At 62.5% G+C, this 21,966-nt stretch carries 18 protein-coding genes; 10 read left to right on the forward strand and 8 right to left on the reverse strand.

Annotation, left to right across the window (positions count from 1 at the left end; translation table 11 throughout):
* Position 1: 1 nt before the first annotated feature.
* The 3 genes from IQ26_RS01880 to IQ26_RS01890 all read right to left on the reverse strand — a co-directional run bounded on the left by IQ26_RS01880 (position 2) and on the right by IQ26_RS01890 (position 1,699).
* Complete coding sequence (locus tag IQ26_RS01880) at positions 2-469, reverse strand: DUF1801 domain-containing protein (protein ID WP_145712364.1); 468 nt, start codon at positions 467-469, stop codon at positions 2-4.
* A gap of 82 nt (positions 470-551) precedes the next feature.
* Positions 552-1,139, reverse strand: coding sequence for a DedA family protein (locus IQ26_RS01885; RefSeq protein ID WP_145712367.1), 588 nt, complete (start codon positions 1,137-1,139; stop codon positions 552-554).
* Positions 1,136-1,699, reverse strand: a complete 564-nt coding sequence (locus IQ26_RS01890; protein ID WP_126041773.1) for a DUF1003 domain-containing protein — start codon at positions 1,697-1,699, stop codon at positions 1,136-1,138. The genes IQ26_RS01885 and IQ26_RS01890 overlap by 4 nt, the downstream gene beginning before the upstream one ends.
* Positions 1,700-1,793: 94 nt before the next feature.
* Here IQ26_RS01890 and IQ26_RS01895 point away from each other — a divergent pair, with 94 nt between their 5' ends.
* The 5 genes from IQ26_RS01895 to IQ26_RS01915 all read left to right on the forward strand — a co-directional run bounded on the left by IQ26_RS01895 (position 1,794) and on the right by IQ26_RS01915 (position 8,854).
* A complete protein-coding gene (locus IQ26_RS01895) occupies positions 1,794-2,507 on the forward strand; it encodes a DNA-3-methyladenine glycosylase I (RefSeq protein ID WP_145712370.1) in 714 nt (237 codons plus the stop codon).
* 109 nt (positions 2,508-2,616) lie between these two features.
* A complete protein-coding gene (locus IQ26_RS01900; RefSeq protein WP_145712374.1) occupies positions 2,617-4,332 on the forward strand; it encodes an NAD+ synthase in 1,716 nt (571 codons plus the stop codon).
* Between the two features lie 196 nt (positions 4,333-4,528).
* Complete coding sequence (locus IQ26_RS41215; RefSeq protein WP_338101576.1) at positions 4,529-4,798, forward strand: GNAT family N-acetyltransferase; 270 nt, start codon at positions 4,529-4,531, stop codon at positions 4,796-4,798.
* 384 nt (positions 4,799-5,182) lie between these two features.
* On the forward strand, positions 5,183-6,988 hold the full coding sequence (locus IQ26_RS01910; RefSeq protein ID WP_145712380.1) for an ABC transporter ATP-binding protein: 1,806 nt from the start codon (positions 5,183-5,185) through the stop codon (positions 6,986-6,988).
* 492 nt (positions 6,989-7,480) lie between these two features.
* A complete protein-coding gene (locus IQ26_RS01915; RefSeq protein WP_145712385.1) occupies positions 7,481-8,854 on the forward strand; it encodes a glutamate--tRNA ligase in 1,374 nt (457 codons plus the stop codon).
* Here IQ26_RS01915 and IQ26_RS01920 read toward each other — a convergent pair.
* The gene (locus tag IQ26_RS01920; RefSeq protein ID WP_145712390.1) at positions 8,817-9,968 is read right to left on the reverse strand and encodes a DUF2865 domain-containing protein; all 1,152 of its coding nucleotides are present in this window, start codon (positions 9,966-9,968) and stop codon (positions 8,817-8,819) included. The two genes, IQ26_RS01915 and IQ26_RS01920, sit on opposite strands and share 38 nt — an antisense overlap.
* 189 nt (positions 9,969-10,157) lie before the next feature.
* A complete protein-coding gene (locus IQ26_RS01925) occupies positions 10,158-12,482 on the reverse strand; it encodes an NADP-dependent malic enzyme (RefSeq protein ID WP_145712397.1) in 2,325 nt (774 codons plus the stop codon).
* Positions 12,483-12,852: 370 nt separating this feature from the next.
* On the opposite strand from IQ26_RS01925, the gene IQ26_RS01930 reads away from it, so the two are divergent.
* A complete protein-coding gene (locus IQ26_RS01930) occupies positions 12,853-13,443 on the forward strand; it encodes an ankyrin repeat domain-containing protein (RefSeq protein WP_145712991.1) in 591 nt (196 codons plus the stop codon).
* A gap of 13 nt (positions 13,444-13,456) precedes the next feature.
* Positions 13,457-13,984 carry a YHS domain-containing (seleno)protein gene (locus tag IQ26_RS01935; RefSeq protein WP_208760091.1) on the forward strand — a complete coding sequence of 176 codons (528 nt, stop codon included), beginning with the start codon at positions 13,457-13,459 and terminating at the stop codon, positions 13,982-13,984.
* Positions 13,985-13,995: 11 nt separating this feature from the next.
* On the opposite strand, the gene IQ26_RS01940 is transcribed toward IQ26_RS01935, so the two are convergent.
* Positions 13,996-16,191 carry an adenylate/guanylate cyclase domain-containing protein gene (locus tag IQ26_RS01940; RefSeq protein WP_145712994.1) on the reverse strand — a complete coding sequence of 732 codons (2,196 nt, stop codon included), beginning with the start codon at positions 16,189-16,191 and terminating at the stop codon, positions 13,996-13,998.
* Between the two features lie 485 nt (positions 16,192-16,676).
* Positions 16,677-17,456 carry an SDR family oxidoreductase gene (locus IQ26_RS01945; RefSeq protein WP_145712406.1) on the reverse strand — a complete coding sequence of 260 codons (780 nt, stop codon included), beginning with the start codon at positions 17,454-17,456 and terminating at the stop codon, positions 16,677-16,679.
* Positions 17,457-17,577: 121 nt separating this feature from the next.
* Between IQ26_RS01945 and IQ26_RS01950 the strand changes: the two genes are divergently transcribed.
* Both IQ26_RS01950 and IQ26_RS01955 read left to right on the forward strand, forming a co-directional pair.
* Entirely contained in the window at positions 17,578-18,399 is an 822-nt protein-coding gene (locus tag IQ26_RS01950) for a UDP-2,3-diacylglucosamine diphosphatase (RefSeq protein WP_145712410.1), read from the forward strand.
* A gap of 129 nt (positions 18,400-18,528) precedes the next feature.
* Positions 18,529-19,746, forward strand: coding sequence for an MFS transporter (locus IQ26_RS01955; protein ID WP_145712417.1), 1,218 nt, complete (start codon positions 18,529-18,531; stop codon positions 19,744-19,746).
* Here IQ26_RS01955 and dgcA read toward each other — a convergent pair.
* Positions 19,717-20,700, reverse strand: coding sequence for an N-acetyl-D-Glu racemase DgcA (gene dgcA / locus IQ26_RS01960; protein ID WP_145712420.1), 984 nt, complete (start codon positions 20,698-20,700; stop codon positions 19,717-19,719). The genes IQ26_RS01955 and dgcA overlap by 30 nt on opposite strands.
* Before the next feature lie 78 nt (positions 20,701-20,778).
* Here dgcA and IQ26_RS01965 point away from each other — a divergent pair, with 78 nt between their 5' ends.
* A complete protein-coding gene (locus IQ26_RS01965) occupies positions 20,779-21,966 on the forward strand; it encodes an ABC transporter permease (RefSeq protein ID WP_145712423.1) in 1,188 nt (395 codons plus the stop codon).

The following is a 21,966-nucleotide window of genomic DNA, read 5'->3' on the forward strand; positions in this document are numbered from 1 at the left end:
CTTACAGTCGTTCGCCGGGCAACTGGCTGGCTTGCTTCACCCAGGCAGCGAACTGAGTTTCGTCGAGCTGGTCCTCATAGATGTCGAGGTAGCGCACGTCCTTGTGCTTGGACTCTCCGGGAGGAACAGGACGCAGCGACGTGCCTCGGAAGAAGGTCACCTTGATGTAGCGGGCGAAGACATGGAACGACAGGAACCAGCCCTGGCCCTCGATGCCGTAAAATGGCGAGTTCCATTTGACTGCCTTTTGCACGCCGGGGACAGTGCGCACGATGAGCGCGTCGAGGCGGCGCCCGACGTCGCTTTTCCAGTCCGGCATGGCCGCGATGTAAGCCTGCACGGGGGCGTCGCCGTATCCCTTTGGGATCTGAGGGTTGCCGCCTGAGAGCAGGACCGGCTGCGCTGCGACCTGCTTGGTGTCGACCTTCCTTGCGGCCTTCGTTGGCTTAATGGACGTCTTGTCGGTCATTGCGCTCACTCCACTGATAGAACTTGATTCTGGGATGTGTTGACACACCCTGAGCAGGATGAGGTCAGGTCTTGGTCGATCCTCATGTTTCCTTGCCACGCTCTTTTTTGGCAATGGCGTGAGCGACGAGCCAGGCCAGAACGGCTACGCCCAAGCCGATGGCCAGAGCCACCAGCAGACGTTCGTGACGGGCCAGCGCCTGGCCGATGATGCGCTCCGCGCCCAGTCCGAAAACATAGCCGATGGTGCCGAAAAATGCGGCCCAGACCGCTGATGAGAGGGCGTTGAGAATGACAAAGCGCGTCACACTTATGCTTGAGAAGCCGGCGGCGATGCCGCCCACCAGGCGCAGCCCATAGATATAGCGGTTCGACAGCACGAAGATGTTGGGGTGGGAGGAGACGAGACGGTAGGCATGGCTGAAGCCCGGCCTAGCCTTCAGTTTGAGAACGGAGGGATGATCGGCGAAACTTCGGCCGAGGATGAAGAAGAGCGTGTCGCCGGCAAAGGCGCCGCTGGCCGCCGCGAGGAAGGCCTGCCACAGGACGAAGACATGCTGATGCGCGAAAAAACCGCCGAGGAGGGCGGCGCTTTCGCCCTCGGCGACACAGCCGAGAAAGACGGCGATCAACCCATATTGCTCGATGAGATCATGGATGGCGTCCGTCATGAACGCGTCCGCGGCTTCGACAGAATCTCATCGATCCGCTTCACTTGTTGGGCCATCTGCGCAATCTCGTCGCGCATGCCGATGATCTGGCTGTGGCGCAGTTCGTCCAGCTTTTCATGCAACGCCATGATCTCGATCTCGGCCTTGAGATTGACCTCGTAGTCGTGGGCGGCGTCGACGCGGTCACGCGCGGCCTGACGGTTTTGCGACATCATGATCACCGGCGCCTGCAGGGCGGCGATCATCGACAGGACGAGATTGAGGAAAATGAAAGGGTAAGGGTCGAATGAAGCGCGCCCCAGGAGCCACCAATTGGCGCCGATCCAAAGCGTCAGAAAGGCGATAAAGGACAGAATGAACGTCCATGAGCCGCCGACTCGCGCGATGGCGTCGGCGATCCGGTCGCCTGCATTCTGTGTGCCGGCAAGGCTGTCGTTGATGTTCTGCGATACCGGCTGGCGATCGACGGCGCTCTGCAGTACCCGCCTCTCGGGTTCGCTCAAATTCTCCGGTTCTAGCCCCAGCCAACGGTTGGCCAATTCGGGCACGGTCTTGTTCATGGATGTCTCCATACGAAAGCATCGGCTTGGCAGTCTCGTTTCCATATAGGAAGATGCCGTTCCGTCAAAAGCGCGGCGTGAGGATGGAAACAAGATGCCCGATTTCGCGAAAATCCGCGCCCGCGCGGCAAAACGCAAGGGCGGGGAAGCGGCGCTCGCGACACTGTTGGGTCCCATGCCCGACAACGCCGCCGTGGCTGACATTACCGACGACCGCATCCTCTCGACCATGGCCGAGCGTGTTTTCGCCGCTGGTTTCGTCTGGCGCGTCATCGAGCAGAAATGGCCTGGTTTCGAAGAAGCGTTCCTCCGCTTCGAGCCGAAGCGGCTGTTGTTCCAGCCCGACGATTTCTGGCACGATCTGACCGCCGACAAGCGCATCGTGCGCAATCCGCAGAAGATCAAATCCGTCCGCGACAACGCGGCCTTCGTCGAGCGCGTGTCGACGGAGCATGGCGGCTTCGGCAAATTCCTCGCCGATTGGCCGGCGGACGACCAAATCGGGCTGATGGCCTATCTCGGCAAGCATGGCAGCCGGCTCGGCGGCAACACCGGCCAGTATTTCTTGAGGTGGCTGGAGTGGGACGCCTTCATCGTCTCGGCAGACATGGCGGCGGCGCTGCGCGACGCCGGGCTCGACATTGCCGAAAGCCCAACGTCGAAGAAGGATCTCGACAAGATCCAGAACCAGATCAATGCCTGGGCCGCCGAAACCGGCCTGCCGCGCCGGCATATTTCGCGCATTCTGGCGATGTCGATCGGCGAGAACCATTCGCCGGAAGCGCTGCGCGAATATATGGGCGAGTAGGACGATCGACATTCGATCGGTCCGACACGAATGACAGATGTCATTCGGTCCGGAGTGGCCCAAACGAACGCCATTGCCCGGTGAATTCTGCCGCGCTAAGTCAGCAGGCATGACGAACAAGACCGCCCCTGACATTCTGCGCATCGCCGTCGCCCAGCTCAACCCGACAGTCGGCGATATATCAGGCAACCTCGCCAAGGCGCGCGAGGCGAGGGCGGATGCCGCCCGCCAAGGCGCCGACCTCGTGCTGTTCACCGAGCTTTTCCTCGCCGGCTATCCGCCCGAGGACCTGGTGCTGAAACCGGCTTTCCTGAAGGCCTGCGAGCGGGCGGCGCAGGATTTCGCCGGGGATACCGCCGATGGCGGGCCGGGCGTCATCATCGGCACGCCGCTGAAGCGCAAGAGCGGCACGCATAATTCGATCATTTTTGCCGATGGCGGCAAGATCCTTGCCGAGCGCTACAAGCTCGATTTGCCGAACTATGGCGAGTTCGACGAAAAGCGCGTGTTCCAGGCCGGGCCTGAAATCCAGGGGCCGGTCAATTTCCGCGGCGTGCGCCTGGGGATTCCGATCTGCGAGGATATATGGGGCGATGTCGCCGTCTGCGAAACGCTGGCCGAAAGCGGCGCGGAAATCCTGCTGGTGCCGAACGGCTCGCCCTATTATCGCGGCAAGGTCGATGTCCGCCACCAGATCGTCATTCGCCAGGTCATCGAATGCGGATTGCCGATCATCTACGCCAACCAGCTTGGCGGCCAGGACGAGCTGATCTTCGACGGCGCGTCGTTTGCCATAGGTTCTGACAAGACGCTGGCCTTCCAGATGAGCCAGTTCGAGGAGACGGTCAACGTCACCACTTGGAAGCGGAACCGCGCCGCCGCAGGCGCGCAAAGTGGAAATAATCCCGAGGGCTGGGTCTGCTCCGACGGACCGATGTCGAAGATACCGGAAATGGAAGAGGCCGATTATCGCGCCTGCATGCTGGGCCTGCGCGACTACGTCAACAAGAACGGTTTCAAGAATGTCGTGCTCGGCCTTTCCGGCGGCATCGATTCGGCAATCTGCGCCGCACTTGCGGTCGATGCGCTCGGCGAGGAGCGGCTGCGCGCCGTGATGATGCCTTATCGCTATACCTCGAAGGATTCTCTGAAGGATGCCGAGGATTGTGCCCGCGCGCTTGGCTGCCGCTACGATATCGTGCCGATTTTCGAGCCGGTCGAGGGATTCCTGCACACGCTGACGCAGCTTTTCGAGGGCACCAAGGAAGGCATCACCGAGGAAAACCTGCAGAGCCGCGCGCGCGGCACCATTTTGATGGCGATCTCCAACAAGTTCGGCTCGATGGTGGTCACCACCGGCAACAAGAGCGAGATGTCGGTTGGCTACGCCACGCTCTACGGCGACATGAATGGCGGCTTCAATCCGATCAAGGACCTCTACAAGATGCAGGTCTACGCGCTGGCGCGCTGGCGCAACGGCCAGGTGCCGCCGGGCGCGCTAGGCCCCTCCGGCGAGGTGATCCCGAACAACATCATCGACAAGGCGCCGTCGGCGGAATTGCGCGAGAACCAGACGGACCAGGATTCGCTGCCGCCTTATCCGGTGCTGGACGACATATTGGAGTGTCTGGTCGAGAACGAGATGGGCGTCGACGACATCGTTGCCCGCGGCCATGATCGGGCGACGGTAACGCGCGTCGAGCACCTGCTCTACATCGCCGAATACAAGCGCCGGCAGGCGGCGCCCGGCGTGAAGATCACCAAAAAGAATTTCGGCCGCGACCGCCGTTATCCCATCACCAACCGGTTCAGGGATGGCGGATAGACCTGGCAATGTCTGATTGTGAAATCAGCTTCGACGTCTCGCGGATCGACTTCCGGGCGACCTCTGACCTGTTGATGGCAAGCTACTGGGGCAGCGGGCGCAGCGACGAGATCCACCGCCGCGCCTTTGCAACTCGCTTTGCGTGGGAGCCTATCTCAACCAGGTCGGCTTCGGCCGGGCAATCACCGACCGCACGGTGTTTGCCTATCTGGGCGATGTCATCATCTGGCCGGAATGTCGCGGGCGAGGCATTGGCACTCGGCTTGTCCAGGCGCTAATCGATCATCCGGACTGCAAGACAGTCACGCACTGGAGCCTGTCGACCAATGACGCCCACGGGCTGTACGAAAAGCTCGGTTTCAGGACGGCGTACAACCCGCGATTGTTGCAAAATCGCCTCACTATTTGGACCAGATGCGCTTTCGGTGCCCCGCTGGCTTGGCGAGGCGTTGAGGCGTCTCTATAAACGCCTTTCCGCGATTCCCTACGCATCGGCCCGAAAATCGGAATCGATTTTCGGAAAGCACGATGCGCAGATTCAAAGTGTTAGAGCGTACTTTGTGCGTCCAAATGGACGCACGTCGCTCTAATGGGAGGTCCCGAATGCCACGATTTGACATCGTTATGCGAGGCCGCCAAGCCTAGGTCTCAGATGGCGCGCCGGAAGGTTTTCACCTTCACGGGCAAGCCGATCTGACAACAGGCATTCGTCGATGCCGGTCGCCGCCCGTATTCGGGTGAGCCGCCACAATGCCGAACCTCCGCATTCCTGGGCGCTATTTGAGCCCAACGCGGGTTTTTCAATTTTCGACCTTACCGGGACCGGGCTCGCTTGCGCCCGGATGACATCATGGCTCGTTTTCAGATCGATTTGCGCGCGGGCGCTTTTCGCAGCGTCCTTGGCTTCACGCTCGGTCATTGGCGGCGCCAGCCGTGGCGGCTTTCGCTCATCATGGCCACGTTCCTGCTGTCGACCTTGGCCGACGTGCTGACGCCGCTCTATTCCGGCCGGCTGGTCGACGCCGTTGCCAGCGGTGCCGCGGCCGACGATGTCGCGTGGAATGCGGCGATGGCGGCCTTTTCGATGCTGGTGGCGCTGGCGCTTGCCGGTGTCGTGCTGCGCAACCTTGCCTTCATGGCCATCGTCGAGCTGACCCTGAAGATGATGGCGGATATTGCCGCCGACGCCTTCCACCGCGTCCAGCGCTTCTCCAACGACTGGCACGCCAACAGCTTCGCCGGATCGACGGTGCGCAAGATTACGCGCGGCATGTGGGCGCTCGACCTGCTCAACGACACGATCCTGATCGCGCTGCTGCCGTCCGTCGTCATGCTCGTCGGCTCGACGCTGCTGCTCGGCTGGTTCTGGCCTCTCATGGGTGCTGTCGTCGCGGCGGGCTCGGTGCTGTTTATCGCGGTGACGGCGATGCTGTCGCTCGGCTATGTCGCGCCTGCGGCGAGGCTTGCCAACGCATGGGACACGAGGCTGGGCGGCTCGCTGGCCGATGCGGTGAGCTGCAACGCCGTGGTCAAGGGTTTTGGCGCGGAGGAACGCGAGGAGTCGCGCCTTGCCAAGGTCGTCGCCAGATGGCGCGCGCGCACGCGCCGCACCTGGGTGCGCGGCACCATCAACGGCACCACGCAAGGTTCGATGCTGCTGCTCCTGAGATCAGCGGTGATCGGGTTCTCTCTGTTTTTGTGGGCATGGGGGCAGGCGAGCGCCGGCGACATCGCCTTCGTGCTGACCTCGTTCTTCGTGCTGCAAGGCTATCTCAGAGACATCGGCACGCATATCCGCAATCTGCAGCGCTCGATCAACGATATGGAGGAACTGGTCGACTTCCAGTCCGAACCGCTCGGCATCGAGGATGTGGCAAGCGCCATGCCGATCCGCATCACCGACGGCCGCATCAGCTTCGACAACGTCACCTTCCACTATGGCAGCCACCGGCTGCCGCTCTATCGCGACTTTTCGGTGGACATCGCGCCGGGCGAACGCGTCGGGCTGGTCGGCCACTCAGGCTCGGGCAAGACGACCTTCGTCAAGCTGATCCAGCGCCTTTACGACGTAAGTGCGGGAACGATCCTGATCGACGGCCAGGACATTGCCGGGGTGGCGCAGGCGTCGCTGCGCGGGCAGATCGCCATCGTCCAGCAGGAGCCGATCCTGTTTCACCGGTCGCTGGCGGAAAATATCGCCTATGCCCGGCCGAGCGCCACGCAAGCCGAGATCGAGCACGCCGCGCGGTTGGCCAGCGCGCACGATTTCATCGTCAACCTGCCGAAAGGTTATGGCACGCTGGTCGGCGAGCGTGGCGTGAAACTGTCCGGCGGCGAGCGCCAGCGGGTGGCGATCGCGCGGGCTTTCCTTGCCGATGCGCGGATCCTCATTCTGGACGAGGCGACATCGAGCCTCGATTCGGAATCGGAGGTGCTGATCCAGCAGGCGACGGAGCGGTTGATGGTCGGCCGCACGACGCTGGTCATCGCGCACCGGCTTTCGACGGTGCGCGCGCTGGACAGGCTTCTGGTGTTCGATCGCGGCCGCATCGTCGAAGAGGGCTCGCACGACCAGCTGATCCGACTGCAAGGCGGCATCTATCGCCGGCTGTTCGAGCGCCAGGCGCTCGAACTGACCAAGGGGCTGGCGATCTGACGGGGTTGCAGCACCGCGCGGCGGGCTCCGCTCTCTCAGGTTAGAGGCGATCAATTCTCGACGTTGGCGCTGCCCCCTCATCCGGCCGCTACGCGGCCACCTTCTCCCCGCGGGGAGAAGAGGCTGGCGTCAACGCTGGCGACCTCCTCTCCCCTCGGGGAGAGGTCGGATTGCCCCGAATTGCCCTTCGCAATTCGGTTGGCAATCCGGGTGAGGAGGCTCTTGCCCATATGCGATCGTCTCGCAACTTTGGGTAGCTTCAACTTGACAGGTGACGGCAGCTATGCTAGGAATTTATTCATGGTGCTGATTTGCGCCAATGAACCCGCCCCTAAGGGCCCGCCCGCCGAGGCGGGTTTTTGATTTAGGCTCTGCTGGGCCGGACTCCGCCCCGCGCTGCAGGCTTTTCATCGCTTCCGTCATGTTCTATGTCTGCCGCCAAGCGCGGGGGCGTGTCTTGTCAACTAGAAAACCATCCGGTACGCCCCGTTCATGACAGTTACCGTCCGTTTCGCCCCATCACCGACCGGCCGTATTCATATCGGCAATGCGCGCACCGCGCTGTTCAACTGGCTGTTCGCCATGAACAACAAGGGCCGCTTCATCCAGCGCTTCGACGACACCGACGTCGCGCGCTCGACGCAGGAATTCTCCGACGCCATCCTCTACGACCTGCATTGGCTGGGCATCTTTCCGGACGCCACGGAATACCAGTCACGGCGCTTCGAAATCTACGATGCGGCGATGGAGAAGTTGAAGGCGGCGCGACTTCTCTATGCCTGCTACGAAACCCCGGAAGAGCTCGATCTCAGGCGCAAGGTGCGTCGCACGCGCGGCCTGCCGCCGGTCTACGGCCGCGAAGCGCTGACGCTGACGCCCGAGCAGATCGCCGAATACCAGGCCGATGGCCGCCGGCCGCACTGGCGCTTTCTCCTGCCCAATTTCACCAGTGATCCCTTGGCGTCGGAGCGCACCGAAGTCCACTGGAACGATCTGGTGCGCGGCGAGGAAACCGTCGACCTCGCCTCGCTTTCCGACCCGGTTCTGCAGCGCGAGGACGGCACCTATCTCTACACTTTGCCCTCGGTGGTCGACGACATCGAAATGTCAGTCAGCCATATCATCCGCGGCGACGACCACGTCACCAATACGGGCGTGCAGATAGCCCTGTTCCAGGCGCTCGGTGCCGAGCCGCCGGTGTTCGGCCACCACAATCTCTTGACCACCGCATCGGGCGAGGGCCTGTCGAAGCGGACCGGCGCTCTGTCCATCGAGAGCCTGCGTGAGACCGGCATCGAACCGATGGCCGTCGCTTCGCTGGCGGTGCTTGTCGGCACCTCGGAAAATGTCGCGGCGGTGCCTGACATGGTCGAGCTTGCCCGGCGCTTCGACCCGGCCGCGGCGTCGAAATCCGCCGCCAAGTTCGACCCGGACGAGCTCTTCGTGCTCAACCGCGCGCTGCTGCACCATATGCCGTTTTCCGAGGCGCGCGACCGGCTGATCGTGCTCGGCATTTCCGGCGAACAGGCCGAGCCCTTCTGGCTGGCGGTGCGCGGCAATCTCGACAGACTGGCCGATGCGGCGATCTGGTGGCGCACGCTTCGCGACGGCCCGCAGGAGCAGCCGGACTTTTCCGACATCGATCGCGATTTCCTTCGCCAGGCGTTCGATCTTCTGCCGGAAGACCCGTGGGACGGGTCGGTGTGGAAGGACTGGACTGGCAAGATCAGGGAAGTGACCGGCCGCAAGGGCAAGGCGCTGTTCATGCCGCTCAGGCTGGCGCTTACGGGACAGCCTTCGGGGCCGGAGCTTGCGGATCTATTGCCGCTTATGGGTCGGGAAGGAACGCTGGCCCGACGACCCTGACCTTGCGCCGTTCCGGCGGCTGCAAGGTTGTCGGCGATGGCTTGACGGCGAGCCGCTTGATGGTTTCGCGGTCGAGCCTGCCTTCGACATTGGCCAAACTCTCGGGGTCGACGCCTGGATCTGGCCTGGCGACAGGCCCCGGAATGAACGGCGTGGTCTCAACATCGGCCTCAGTCTGTTCCGGGCTAGGCGGATTGCCGGCAATGATTTCGAAATTCTGTGCGGCGTTGCAGCCGCAGGCCGGCGGGCGCGACGTTTCGGGCTGCTTGTAGAGATAGGCGGTCGGCAATTCGCTGTAGGGTCTGCCGGTCACCGAAGACGTCATGTCAGCCGAATCGTCGCCAATGCCGCGCGTATAGAACACCTGCATCTCGGTGCCGGGGCAGCTCGAATCACAGTTTTTCTGGTCGCGCTCGAAATCGCCCAGCGAGGCGGCGTTCGACATCGGGAAGAAATAGCCGTCGCAGGTGCGCACGCACATTGTGCGGAATTCGCCACCAATGCGCGGCAGATCCGTGCCGTCGGGCTGGTTGATCATGGCGCGGATACCGCGTTCTTCGTCGGGATCGCTCGGCTCGTCCAGCGCCTGGGGCTGACTTCCGGCGTCGCCCAAAAGCCGATCGAGCAGATTTCCTTTGCCGTTTTCGCGGTTCGCTTCCAGGACAGGCGCACGCTTCGAAGGCTCATTGCCGTCGCGGCAGCCATTGGCATCGAGCGAGGCCAGTATGCGTGCACGATCGCGGCGCGAGCCGCCGCCGGCGAGCTCAGCGCGCTTGACCTGCAAGGCATCGAGGTTGGCGTTCATGCGGTCGAGCATGGCATCGAGCGCGGCGCATGCGTTGCGATTGCGCTCGAACAGCGAAAAGCCGCAACCGGCACGGTCGGACTGGTGGCCTGCCTTTGAAATCTGCTCGCGCTGCCGCACGATCGCGTCGTCGTATTTCCTGAGCAGGGCCGGCTTGCCGCCGCCACCGCGCGAAGCGGCCGCGAGATCGGCCTCCAACTGGCGGCAAACACGGGAGGCCGCCTGCGGCTGGGTGACGGCAAAGCCTAACAACGCCACGGCGCCGAGCAGCGCCGCGGCACACGTCAGCTTCCACCCTCGGCCCGTCATTCGTCCTGAGCTCCGTTTGCCCATCCGTTGCGAAAGTTACCGCGTCTGAGGTCAACTGTTTGTTCAGCTTACCGCATGACCCCGGAAACCGAAATCGGTTTCCGGAAAGGATCATGCGGAGATACAAAGTGTTAGAGCGTCCTTTGCGCGTCCAATTGGACGTGCGGCGCTCTAATGCCAAATCGGGTTTCAGCCCAGATTTACAACCGCCTGCGCCTTTTGGGCAGCTTCGACCACGGCGAGCGCCGTCATGTTGACCACGCCGCGCGACGTTACCGACGGCGTCAATATGTGCGCCGGTCTGTCGGTGCCGAGCAGGATCGGCCCGACATGCAGCGCGTCCATCATCGCGCGCAGCGCGGTGAGCGTGATGTTGGCCGAATCGAGATTGGGGAACACCAGCAGATTGGCTTCGCCCTTCAGCCGGGAATGCGGATAGACCCGCTGGCGCAGATGCTCGGACAGAGCCGTGTCGGCATGCATCTCGCCGTCGCATTGCAGGTCGGGCGCGATGCGCGCCAGGATCGCCGCTGCCTGCCGCATCTTGAGCGCGCTCGGCTCATCGCGCGAGCCGAAATCCGAGAACGAGAGCAGGGCGGCCTTCGGCTCGATGCCGAAGCGCTGGATCTCTTCGGCCGCCAGCACCGTCATCTCGGCGATCTCCTCGGCGGTCGGATCGACGGTGACATGGGTGTCGGTCAGGAAAATGATGCCGCGCTGCGAGATCAGCATGGAAAGCGTCGACAAATCATGGTCCTTGATGCCGGGGCGCGGGCCGATGATCAAGGTGACATTGCGCAGATGCCGCTCGAAACGTCCTTCGAGGCCGCAGACCATGGCGTCGGCGTCGCCACGCTTGAGGGCAAGTGCCGCGATCACCGTGTTGTTGGTGCGCACCATGGTGCGCGCGGCTTCCGTCGTGACGCCGCGCCGGCCGGCGAGTTCGATCAAAAGGTCGACATAATGGCGATAACGCGGATCATCCTCGGGGTTGATCAGGCCGAAATCGACACCCGGCTTGATGCGCAGCCCATAGCGTTTCAGCCGCACCTCGATGACATGTGGGCGGCCGATCAGGATCGGCTCGGCGATGCCTTCCTCCAGCACCACCTGCGCGGCGCGCAACACGCGCTCGTCCTCGCCGTCGGCATAGATGACGCGCTTGGCGCTCGACGTCTTGGCCATCGAGAACACCGGCTTCATGACCAGGCCGGAGCGGAAGACGAAGCGGTTCAGCGTGTCGATATAGGCGGCAAAGTCAGAGATCGGCCGCGTGGCGACGCCGGTGTCGCAGGCGGCCTTGGCGACGGCCGGCGCGATTCGCAGGATCAGCCTGGGATCAAAGGGCGAGGGGATCAGGAAATCCGGCCCGAAGACCGGCGTTTCGCCGGAGTAGGCGCGGGCGGCGACATCGGACGGTTCTTCGCGGGCAAGGGCCGCGATCGCCCGCACCGCGGCCATCTTCATCTCTTCGTTGATGGCGCTGGCGCCGCAGTCCAGCGCGCCACGGAAGATGTAGGGAAAGCAGAGTACGTTGTTGACCTGATTGGGGAAATCGGAACGGCCGGTGCAGATCATCGCGTCTGGTCGCGCCGCCCGTGCCGCTTCCGGCATGATCTCTGGCGTGGGGTTGGCCAGCGCCAGGATCAGCGGTTTTGGCGCCATGTGCTGGAGCAATTCCGGTTTCAGCACGCCGGCGGCCGAAAGCCCCAGAAACACGTCGGCGCCCGGCAGCACGTCGGCCAGCGTGCGCGCCTCGGTGTCCTTCACATAGGGGTCCTTCCAGCGGTCCATTTCGTCGACGCGGCCCTTGTAGGCGACGCCGAACCGGTCGGTGACCCAGATGTTCTCGACGCGCGCGCCGAGCGAAACCAGCAGATTGAGGCAGGCGAGGGCAGCAGCGCCTGCGCCGGAGGTGACGATCTTGATGTCGGAGATCGTCTTGCCGGCAAATTCCAGCCCGTTGAGCACGGCAGCGGCGACGATGATCGCGGTGCCGTGCTGGTCGTCGTGGAAGACCGGTATGGCCATACGGGCCTTCAGCCGCTCCTCGACCTCGAAGCATTCGGGCGCCTTGATGTCCTCGAGGTTGATGCCGCCGAAGGTCGGCTCCAGCGCCGAGATCGTCTCGACCATGCGCTCGATGCCAGGCGCGTCGATCTCGATGTCGAACACGTCGATGCCGGCGAACTTCTTGAACAGGACAGCCTTGCCTTCCATCACCGGCTTGGAGGCCAGCGGACCGATATTGCCCAAGCCCAGCACGGCCGAGCCGTTGGAAACGACGCCGACCAGATTGGCCCGCGCCGTGTAGTCGGCGGCGGTTGCCGGATTGTCGCGGATTTCCAGGCAGGGCGCCGCGACGCCGGGCGAATAGGCAAGCGCCAGATCGCGCTGATTGCCGAGCGGCTTCGTTGCCTGGATCTCGAGCTTCCCAGGCCTTGGGTGCTTGTGGAAGTAGAGTGCAGCTTCGTCGAGGTCCGACCGGGCCGCTTTTTTGCTTTCGCCTTCCATACCGGCCGCTCCTCAGTCCGTTTGGTGTTTTGAGTCTCTTAGCATGCAGCCGTGGCTTTTCGAGAGGTGATATGTCGCGAGCGCATGCTTACGCTTCCGCTTCGCATCGCCGCTCTGCCTGTGCGGACTGCCATTGAAATGTTGGGACGACGGGCGGCTCTGCGGCGAGCTACGCCGCCGCCCAGTTTGAATGTCCGGCAACGGGTGGAAAGTTGCTGTTCGGCTCGTCAATGGGAATGAGCAAGTAGCGCCAATCCCGGTCATTCGTGGCGCAATCCGAAGCGGAAATTCCTTTTTGCTGGCTCGCATGGCGGGCAAAGCGAGAGCCTACCGAACTTGTACTCCATCCCCGCGCGTGCTATCGGTGGTGATGCGTCGACTACTAACATCTTTGATGTTGGCGTTCGCGGCAACGACGGCAGCCGCCGGCGATTTGTTGTTCGACGCGGTCGCGGCCGGCGATAAGCCTGCGGTGGAGCAGGCCTTGGCCAGCGGCGCCGATGTCGATAGCCGGGCTCCTGATCAGGCAACCCCCCTCATAGCTGCTGCCCTCGGCGACCAACTCGCGATCGCGGAATTGCTGCTGGGCAAGGGCGCCGACGTCATGGCGCGCAATTCGGGCGGCTTCACGCCGCTCCACGCGGCAGCTTTTTCGGGCAGCCTACCGATTGCCAAGCTGTTGCTCGAGAAGGGGGCGGTGCTCGAAGACTCGGCCAACAAGTCGGGAGTCACGCCGTTAATCGTCGCGGGAGAGGAAAACCACGTCGAACTCGCAGAATTTCTCATTGGGCAGGGCGCGGATGTGAAACACCCTGAGGGTCATGGCTACTGGCCGATCACTCGCGCGTTCTGGAAGGGCAATACGGACATGATAAAGCTCTTCAAACGCCACGGGGCCACCTGCCAGACGAAGGTCCTCGGCGAAGCGAATGCAGCGAAATGCGAAGCCATCCACGATTGAATGGAGAATGCAGATGAGCACATCGATCACATCGAAACTGGTTCGCTATTCAGTGTCGGCGGCCGCATTTGCGCTTGCCGCGGTTGCTGGCGCGGGATCTGCCTTCGCCGACGACTCAGTGAACACCGGCTATTTCGGCGGCGTGGCGCTCATGGGCTACGACACGGTTGCTTATTTCACGGACGGCAAGGCGGTGAAGGGGTCAGAAGAATACTCCTACGAATGGTTGGGGACGCCGTGGCATTTCGCCAGCAAGAAACACCAGGAAATGTTCATGAGCGAGCCGGCCAAATACGCTCCCCAATACGGTGGTTACTGCGCCGGCGAGGTCGCACTCAACGATTCCGTCACCGTCAATGTCGATCCGGAAGCGTTCAAGATCATCGATGGCAAGCTCTACCTGATCTACGACGAAGGGAACGCGGCCGCTTTTGCGGACAATGCCGATGATCTTGTTCCGAAGGGCGATGCTAAATGGCCGGTCGTCGAAGCAAAGTTGGCAGTCGATGAGCCGGATTGGAACTTGATCAATAACCCCTGAGACTTGCGAGTTCAATTTACGGTCACGAAGTGAAACACCATAGTTGCATTGACATAGGAATACCCCGTACCAGCCCCTTCGGTACGTCGGTAGACGGGACCACAGACGGGGAGTCCAAACAGATTCTCGCTCTGCTCGCATAAGAGATCGCGCTCGACATAGACTCTCTCCGTCAACATTCGCGTCATCGTCCGGAAGCCCGTCGTGCCATCCGGTCCGACCTGCATGATGGCGGGTTGGCCATCGGGTTCGAGCTGGCCTTTCAGGGTTTTGCCAATAACGAGTGACGTAATCTCCTCACCCTTCAATCGATCTTTTTCGTCGGCGGTGAAGCCAAACGGCCATTCAGGCAGTCCGGCTTCGCGCAGGGCATCGACGATAAAAGTGAGGTCCTCAACATTGCGAAGGTGGCCAAAAATATTCCCAACTGATGCCAATGACCGCGCCCGAGCGAAGGATTCGGTCCTAGCCACCAGCCGGAGGCCATCAGCGATTGCGGCCTTTGCGTCGTGCAAGCGGCCGGCGCGAGCGTATGCCGCTGCGAGCAGAATCCGGAAACCACCATCCGCCGGCGCATCGTCGCGGGTACGCTCGAGAGTCTCGATGGCCTTCGCGGTGTCGCCCTGAAGGAGAAAGACGAGACCAGCGATTTCCCGGTCCATGGGGGGCAGATTGGGATCGAGCTTCAATGCCGTCTCGACGGCATTGGCCGCCTCGGCGTGATTGCCAGCGAACAACTGCACGTATCCGAGGGCTATATGAGTCCCAGCGTCTCCCGGGCCGATTGCAACGGCCCGCTTCGCCGAGGCGATCGCTTCGTCGTAATGGCGATCGATGACCTGCATGATGCCTAGAAGGGCATAGGGCGATGAAAGGTCCGGATCGAGTTCCAATGCCTTGCCTGCCTTTTCATAAGCTCTCTTTCTCGCAAGCGCGCTCTGGGTGATGTCATCGAAGCCAGCCCGCCAAACATAGACACTCGTGCGTGCGTCGGCCGCGAAGGCTTCAGCGAAAGCGGTGTCGACTTCCTCCGCCTTTTCATAGAGCGCAAGTGCTTTCCTCAGACCTGAGCCCCCACCGGATCGAGCCGCCTGCTCGGCGCGCAGGTAGTAATCGTAGGCTTCAAGATTGGAAGTCGGCGGGCGTGCCATCCGCTCGCTCTCCGTAGCAGAAGGCTGCACGCCGAGCGCTTTGGCAACTTCCAGGCTCATCTCGTCCTGGACGGCAAAAACCTCCGCAATGCCGCGATCGAACCGATTGGCCCACAGATTGTCGCCAGTCGCTATGTCAATCAGCTGCGCATTGAGACGGATTTGATCGCCTGTCCGCCTCACGCTGCCGTCAACGACAAAGCGCACACCAAGGTCACGCCCGACATCGGCCAGAACGAGGGGCTTGCCCTTGTAGGCGAAAACGGAATTGCGAGCGATGACATCGAGACCCGAAAGCTTGGCCAGATCGGTGATCAGGTCCTCGGTGATGCCGTCGGCGAAATAGTCCTGGCTCGGATCGCCGCTGAGGTTTGCAAATGGCAGTACCGCAACGGATGGTTTTCCGAGCGCTGCGGGCCTTTGCCATTGCCATGCAAAAATGCCTGCAAGCAAGACGATGAGCAGGCCTGCTACCCCTGCCAAAATCATGATGGGCGAACCTGGCCGGTGTGGCGCGGCCACGATCTTCCCCGATTCTCCGGGATCTAGCAGGACCCGATAGACGCGAATCGGATTCGCGATATTCTTGAGGCGCTGCTCTCCGAGACCGGCGAAGCCGACATCCACTTTGTGCGCTGCGTGATCGAACGCCGTGCCGGAGATGCAAATTCCGCCGGGCTCTGCGATCGCCTGCAGACGGGCGGCGATGTTTACCCCGTCGCCGTAGATATCGTCACCCTCAACGATGATATCACCGAGATTGACACCAATGCGAAACCGGATTTGCCGGGCTTCGGCGGTGCCTTTGTTGCGGTCGGCCATCCGGCGCTGGATCACAGCAGCACACTGGACGGCATCGACGACGCTGGCGAACTCGACGAGCGCGCCGTCGCCCATGAGCTTGATCATGCGGCCGTGGTGCTTCTTGATCTCGGGGTCGATCAGTTCGCGACGGCAGCTCTTCAGTCCCTCGAGCGTGCCTACCTCGTCCTCGCCCATGAGGCGGCTGTAGCCAACCACGTCGGCAGCAAGTATTGCCGTAAGCCGTCGTTCCATACGTGCCGTGCGCCTTCCCTGGTCGGTCGTAGCGGCTTTGCCTTTCACCCTATTCTAGTCCTGCTTCGGACGCGAGTGTGCGCGACTGTGCTCTAGCTATAACTAGAGGATGGCGGGGTTCTCGGTATACGCAACGCGCCGGTCCCTTCCATCCACGAGTTCTGAACGGAATGCTCTCTCGACAAGATGTCGGCTTAGGTCATCAGCGCCGGCTTGGCTGAGTGTCCGCTTTGGAGATGCGGAGATGCGGAGATGCGGTGGGAATGACCGGATTGGGTGGATATTGTTGAAAAAGTCCGCGTCGCTGCTGCCCATGGCATTTGCATAGAACGGCGTTCCTCGAAGACCCTAAAAATGAATCCTGATTCCTTGAGAAGCGCTGCCATGGAACGGGATTCTATGGTCGGCGCCGACTTTGCGGTGCGTCGGACTTTTTCAATATCGGTCGTTTCCCGCCGTTCCCAGCGGGTACCAAGCGCTAGATACTAGAACGCGCTGACGTAGGCGCCACCATCCACCGGTATGTTCTGCCCGGTCAGATAGCCGGCATGAACCGAGCACAGGAAGGCGCAGATCTGGCCGAATTCCTCCGGCGTGCCGAGCCGCTTGGCCGGAATGTTGGCTGCCGCCTGGGTCTTGCGTGCGGCGGCGGCTGCCGGATCTTCGGGGGTGCCGGCTTCATGCGGGGGGCGCAGCCGGTCGGTGTCGAGCTTGCCCGGCAACATGTTGTTGATCGTCACATTGCGGTCGACCACCGTCCGCGCGACGCCGGCAAGGAACGAAGTCAGGCCGGCGCGCGCGCCCGACGACAGGTCGAGGCCGGGAATGGGAACATAGACCGACAGCGAGGTGATGTTGATGATGCGGCCGAAGCCGCGTTCGGCCATGCCGTCGATCACAGCCTGAACCAGTTCGATCGGGGTCACCATGTTCTGGGCGACGCCTTCGAGGATCTTTTCGCGGTCGAGCTCGCGGAAATCGCGAAACGGCGGTCCGCCATTGTTGTTGACGAGAATATCGGGATCTGGACAGGCGGCAAGCAGCGCCTTCTGCACCTCGGGCTTTGAGACGTCGCCGACGATCTCAGTCACCTTGACGCCAAATCTTTCGCGAAGTTCGGCGGCGGTCTTGGCCAGTTGGTCGGCGTTGCGCCCATTGACGACCAGGTCACAGCCGGCTTCGGCCAGCGCCGTGGCGCAGCCGCGTCCAAGTCCCTTGCTGGAGGCACAGACGATGGCCTTTTTGCCGCGAATGCCGAGATCCATGATGATTTTCTCCTCTGATTGGCTCGGCAACCTACTCTTGGGGCTGGACCAATCGCAACCGTCATACGGTTGTTGCATGAATCGGCGCATAGGCTCACGCGAGAGCAACGGTGAGAATCCAATGCCTGGCGCAGAGCCCCGCACTTTCCGCAGCATGTTCATCTCCGACGTCCATCTCGGGTCGAAGGCGGCGAAGGCCGAGTTCCTGATCGATTTCCTGCGCCATCACGACGCCGATATCATCTATCTCGTCGGCGACATCGTCGACGGCTGGCGGCTGAGACGGAGCTGGCACTGGCCGCAGAGTCACAATGACGTCGTCCAGAAATTGCTGCGCAAGGCGCGCAAGGGCGCCAGCATCACCTATATCGCCGGCAATCACGACGAGTTCGCGCGCCAGTTCCAGGGCGTGCATTTCGGCGGCATCGTCGTTGCCGATCGCGTCACCCACGAGACCGCCGACGGCAAACGGTTTCTGGTCATCCATGGCGATCAGTTCGACACCGTCGTCCATAATGCGCGCTGGCTCGCCTATCTTGGCGACTACGCCTATGACGCGGCCATGCTCGTCAACCGCGTGGTGACGCGGCTTCGCCAACTGCTCGGCCTGCCTTACTGGTCGTTTTCGTCCTGGGCCAAGGTCAACGTCAAGAAGGCGGTGAATTTCATCGGTTCGTTCCAGACCATGCTGACCGAGGAAGCACGCCGCTCGCAGGTCGACGGCGTAATCTGCGGGCACATCCACCATGCCGCGATCGAAAGCTACGAGGACGTGCAATACATCAACACCGGGGACTGGGTGGAGAGCTGCACGGCGGTGGTCGAGCATTTCGACGGCCGGATGGAGATACTGCAATGGGCGCATGTCCTGCCGGAAGCTCCTGTCGGCAGCGAAGTGCTGGTGCCGGTCGACATCAGGGGCAGGGCAGTCCAGGCGGCGTGAGCAAAGCCGACCTGATCTCGCTCTAATCGATTAGTCCAAGCGGTTCCGCCGACTTTTTCAGCATGTTATGGAGTTGGCGTGCGCTGCAGGCCGACTCGGCCGAAGGCCGCGCCGACGGATTGCCTGTTGATGTCCTCCCTGCCGCCGCTTTCGCCCGAACAGCTCGTCAAGCCGCGCCATTTCGAACTGCGCATGAGCCTGATTTTCTTCACGCTTTTCGTGCCGCTCGGAATGCATGTGCCTTACTTTCCGCTGTGGCTGCAGGCGAAGGGATTCCAGGCCGAGCAGATAGCCGTGATCCTCGCCGCGCCGATGTTCCTGCGCGTGGTGACGACACCTTTGCTGACTGCGCTGGCCGACCGGGCGAGGGACCGTGCGCATGTCTATGTCGCGCTGGCGGCCGCGTCACTGATCCTGTCGGCCGGCTACTTTCTGACGCCGACCTACGCCATGGTGCTCGCCGTTTCGCTGGCGCTCACCGTGGCCTGGACGCCGCATTCGCCGATCGCCGATTCGCTGGCGCTTTCAGGCGTGCGCCGCTTCGGCTCCAACTACGCAAGCATGCGCAAATGGGGATCGATCTCCTATCTGTGCGCCAACCTCGCGGGCGGCTTCATCCTGGCGGCAACGAGCCCTCAGGCGGTGCCGGTGATCATTTTCGCAGCGCTTGGCGCAACGCTTGCCGCCGGACTGGTCGCGCCACGCCTTGGCCGTCCCCGGCTGGCCTCGCCGCTTTCGGCGACCGACATCCAGCAATCGGCGCCAAAACTCCTCAACGCCTATTTCCTCTATTTCTCCATCGGCGTCGGCGTCATCACCGCCAGCCATGCGTTTCTCTACGGCTTCGTGTCGATCTACTGGAAATCCATCGGTATCAGCGATTCGGTTGTTGGGCTCTTATGGGGTTGGGGCGTGGTGGCGGAGGTCTGCATGTTCATGATCTTCACCCGCGTCTTCGGCTCCTTCTCGGTGGTGTCGATCATGGTGATGGCCGGGCTCGGTTCGATTGTCCGCTGGATCGCCTTTCCCTTGATCTGGCCGCTTGGCCTTGGCGTTGCCGGATTTTTCGCAGTCCAGGCACTGCACGCGGTTTCGGTGGCGCTGGTTCTGATCGGACTGCAGAAGATGATCGGCGAGACGGTCGCGGAGGAACGCACCGGGGCCGCGCAAGGCATCGCCTATTTCTCCAACGGCTTTTTCATGGCGGTGGTGACGCTCATGTCCGGCCCTCTCTATGACCGCTTCGGCGTGGACGGCTTTTTTGCCATGATCCCGATCGCCCTGGCCGGCCTGGCGCTGATCGGACTTGCGGCGCGTTCAGCCCCACAGCGCCGTATCGGGCGGTGACACCAGCGAACCTTGGTAGACGAGACCTGGAACGCGGTCGCGGGCCAGCAGCAGCGGACCGTCGAGATCGACGAAATCGGCATCCTGGGCCAGGAGCACGGCCGGCGCCATGGCCAGCGACGTGCCGACCATGCAGCCGACCATGACGCCGAAGCCCAGTTCGCGGGCGCGGTCGCGAAGGGCAAGCGCCGCGGTCAGTCCGCCCGATTTGTCGAGCTTGATATTGATGGCGTCGTAGAGGCCGACAAGCGAAGCAAGATCCTTTGCCTCATGCACGCTTTCATCGGCGCAGATCGGCACCGGATGCGCGATGTGGCGAAGCATGCCGTCGCGGCCTGCCGGCAGCGGCTGTTCGATCAGCGCAATGCCGTGCTCGGCGGCAAAGGCCAGGTTTTCCACGATGTTGTCGTCGCTCCAGCCCTCATTGGCATCCAGGATGATGCGGCTCGCCGGTGCCGCCTCTCTAACCGCCCTGATACGGGCCATATCGTTGTCGCCGCCGATCTTGACCTTGAGCAACGGGCGCTGGGCGTTGGCGCGGGCTTGGGCGGCCATCGCCTCGGGCTCGCCGAGCGACAGCGTATAGGCCGTCTCGAGCGCCCTCGGCGGCGTCGCGCAGATGCTGGAGGCGACCGGCTTGCCTGCGATCTTCGCCTCCAGATCCCACAGAGCGCAGTCGACGGCGTTGCGCGCCGCACCCGCCGGCATGGCGTCGAGCAACGCGGTGCGGCCGATGCCGCCGGCAATCTGCTCCCGCATAACCTCGATCGCATCACGGACACCGACCATGGTCTCGCCATAGCGCTTGTAGGGGACGCATTCGCCGCGCCCGGTATGGCTGCCTTGGCTGATCGTGCAAGCGATCACCTCGGCCTCGGTCTTCGAGCCGCGCGAAATGGTGAAGATCCCGGCGATGGGAAAGCGCTCGGCCTCGACCGAAATGACACGCGCCATATTTTTCTGCTCCGGCTATGCGACAACGAGCCCGTCGGCAAATCGACAGGTCGGCCCCGTCAGGCTAAACAGGACGCCATGTTGACCATCCGCAAACGCTTCGCAAGCGGCACGACCGCCAATGGGGCCGACCACCAGCCGCGTGTCGCGGTCGGCGAGGAGGGCGGCGTTCTCGGCTGCGCCTTCTCCGGAAACTGGACGACGCGCACCGTGACGCTGGTCGACGCCGAGATGCGCAAGATCGAGAAGCGCAGCGGTTTTAAGACGCTGGCGCTCGATCTTTCGCATATCGAGAAGATGGACACCGCCGGGGCCTGGCTGATCGACCGTTTGGTCAGCGCCTTCGAAAAGAAGGGCGTCGAGATCAAGCTGCAAGGGCAAAGCGAGATTGCCTCGATCCTGCTCGGCGCCGTTGGCGATGCCGTTCGGCGCGAACCCGATTCCGGCGGCACAAAGCCGCCCAACATCATCATTCGCGCGCTCGAGCTGGTTGGCCGGCGCGTCTATGAAATGCGCGACGATTTCCTGGCCTCGATGAACATACTGGGCGCCACGATACGCGGCTCGCAGATGAAGCTCGGCCGTGGCCATGCGGTCAATCCGGCGGCGATCTTCAACCAGATCGACCGCATGGGCGTCGGCGCCATACCGGTGGTCGTGCTGATGTCGGCCATCGTCGGTGCGATCGTTGCCCAGCAAGGCGCCTACCAGCTCAGCTATTTCGGCGCCGATATCTTCGTCGTCGATCTGGTCGGCGTGCTGATCCTGCGCGAACTCGGCGTGCTGATGACCGCGATCATGATCGCCGGCCGTTCGGGCAGCGCCATCACGGCTGAAATCGGCTCGATGAAAATGCGCGAGGAGGTCGACGCGCTGAAGGTCATCGGCCTCAATCCGATCGGCGTGCTGGTGTTTCCGCGGCTGGTGGCGCTGGTGATCGCACTGCCTTGCCTGACGATCATCGCCAATTTCGCCGCACTTGGCGGCGGCATCGCGGCGGCATGGCTCTATTCCGATATCGCACCGGCCGCCTTCATCGACCGGTTGCGCGTCGCCATCGATCTCAGCACCATCTTTGCCGGACTGATCAAGGCGCCGTTCATGGCCTTGATCATCGGCACGATCGCTTCGGTCGAAGGCATGAAGGTTGGCGGCAGCGCGGAATCGCTGGGACAGCACGTCACGGCCTCGGTGGTGAAGTCGATCTTCGTGGTCATCATCCTCGATGGGCTTTTCGCCATGTTCTACGCGGCGATCGAGTTCTGA

This window comes from Mesorhizobium tianshanense (assembly GCF_007830515.1).
In the GTDB taxonomy this organism is placed as follows: domain Bacteria; phylum Pseudomonadota; class Alphaproteobacteria; order Rhizobiales; family Rhizobiaceae; genus Mesorhizobium; species Mesorhizobium tianshanense.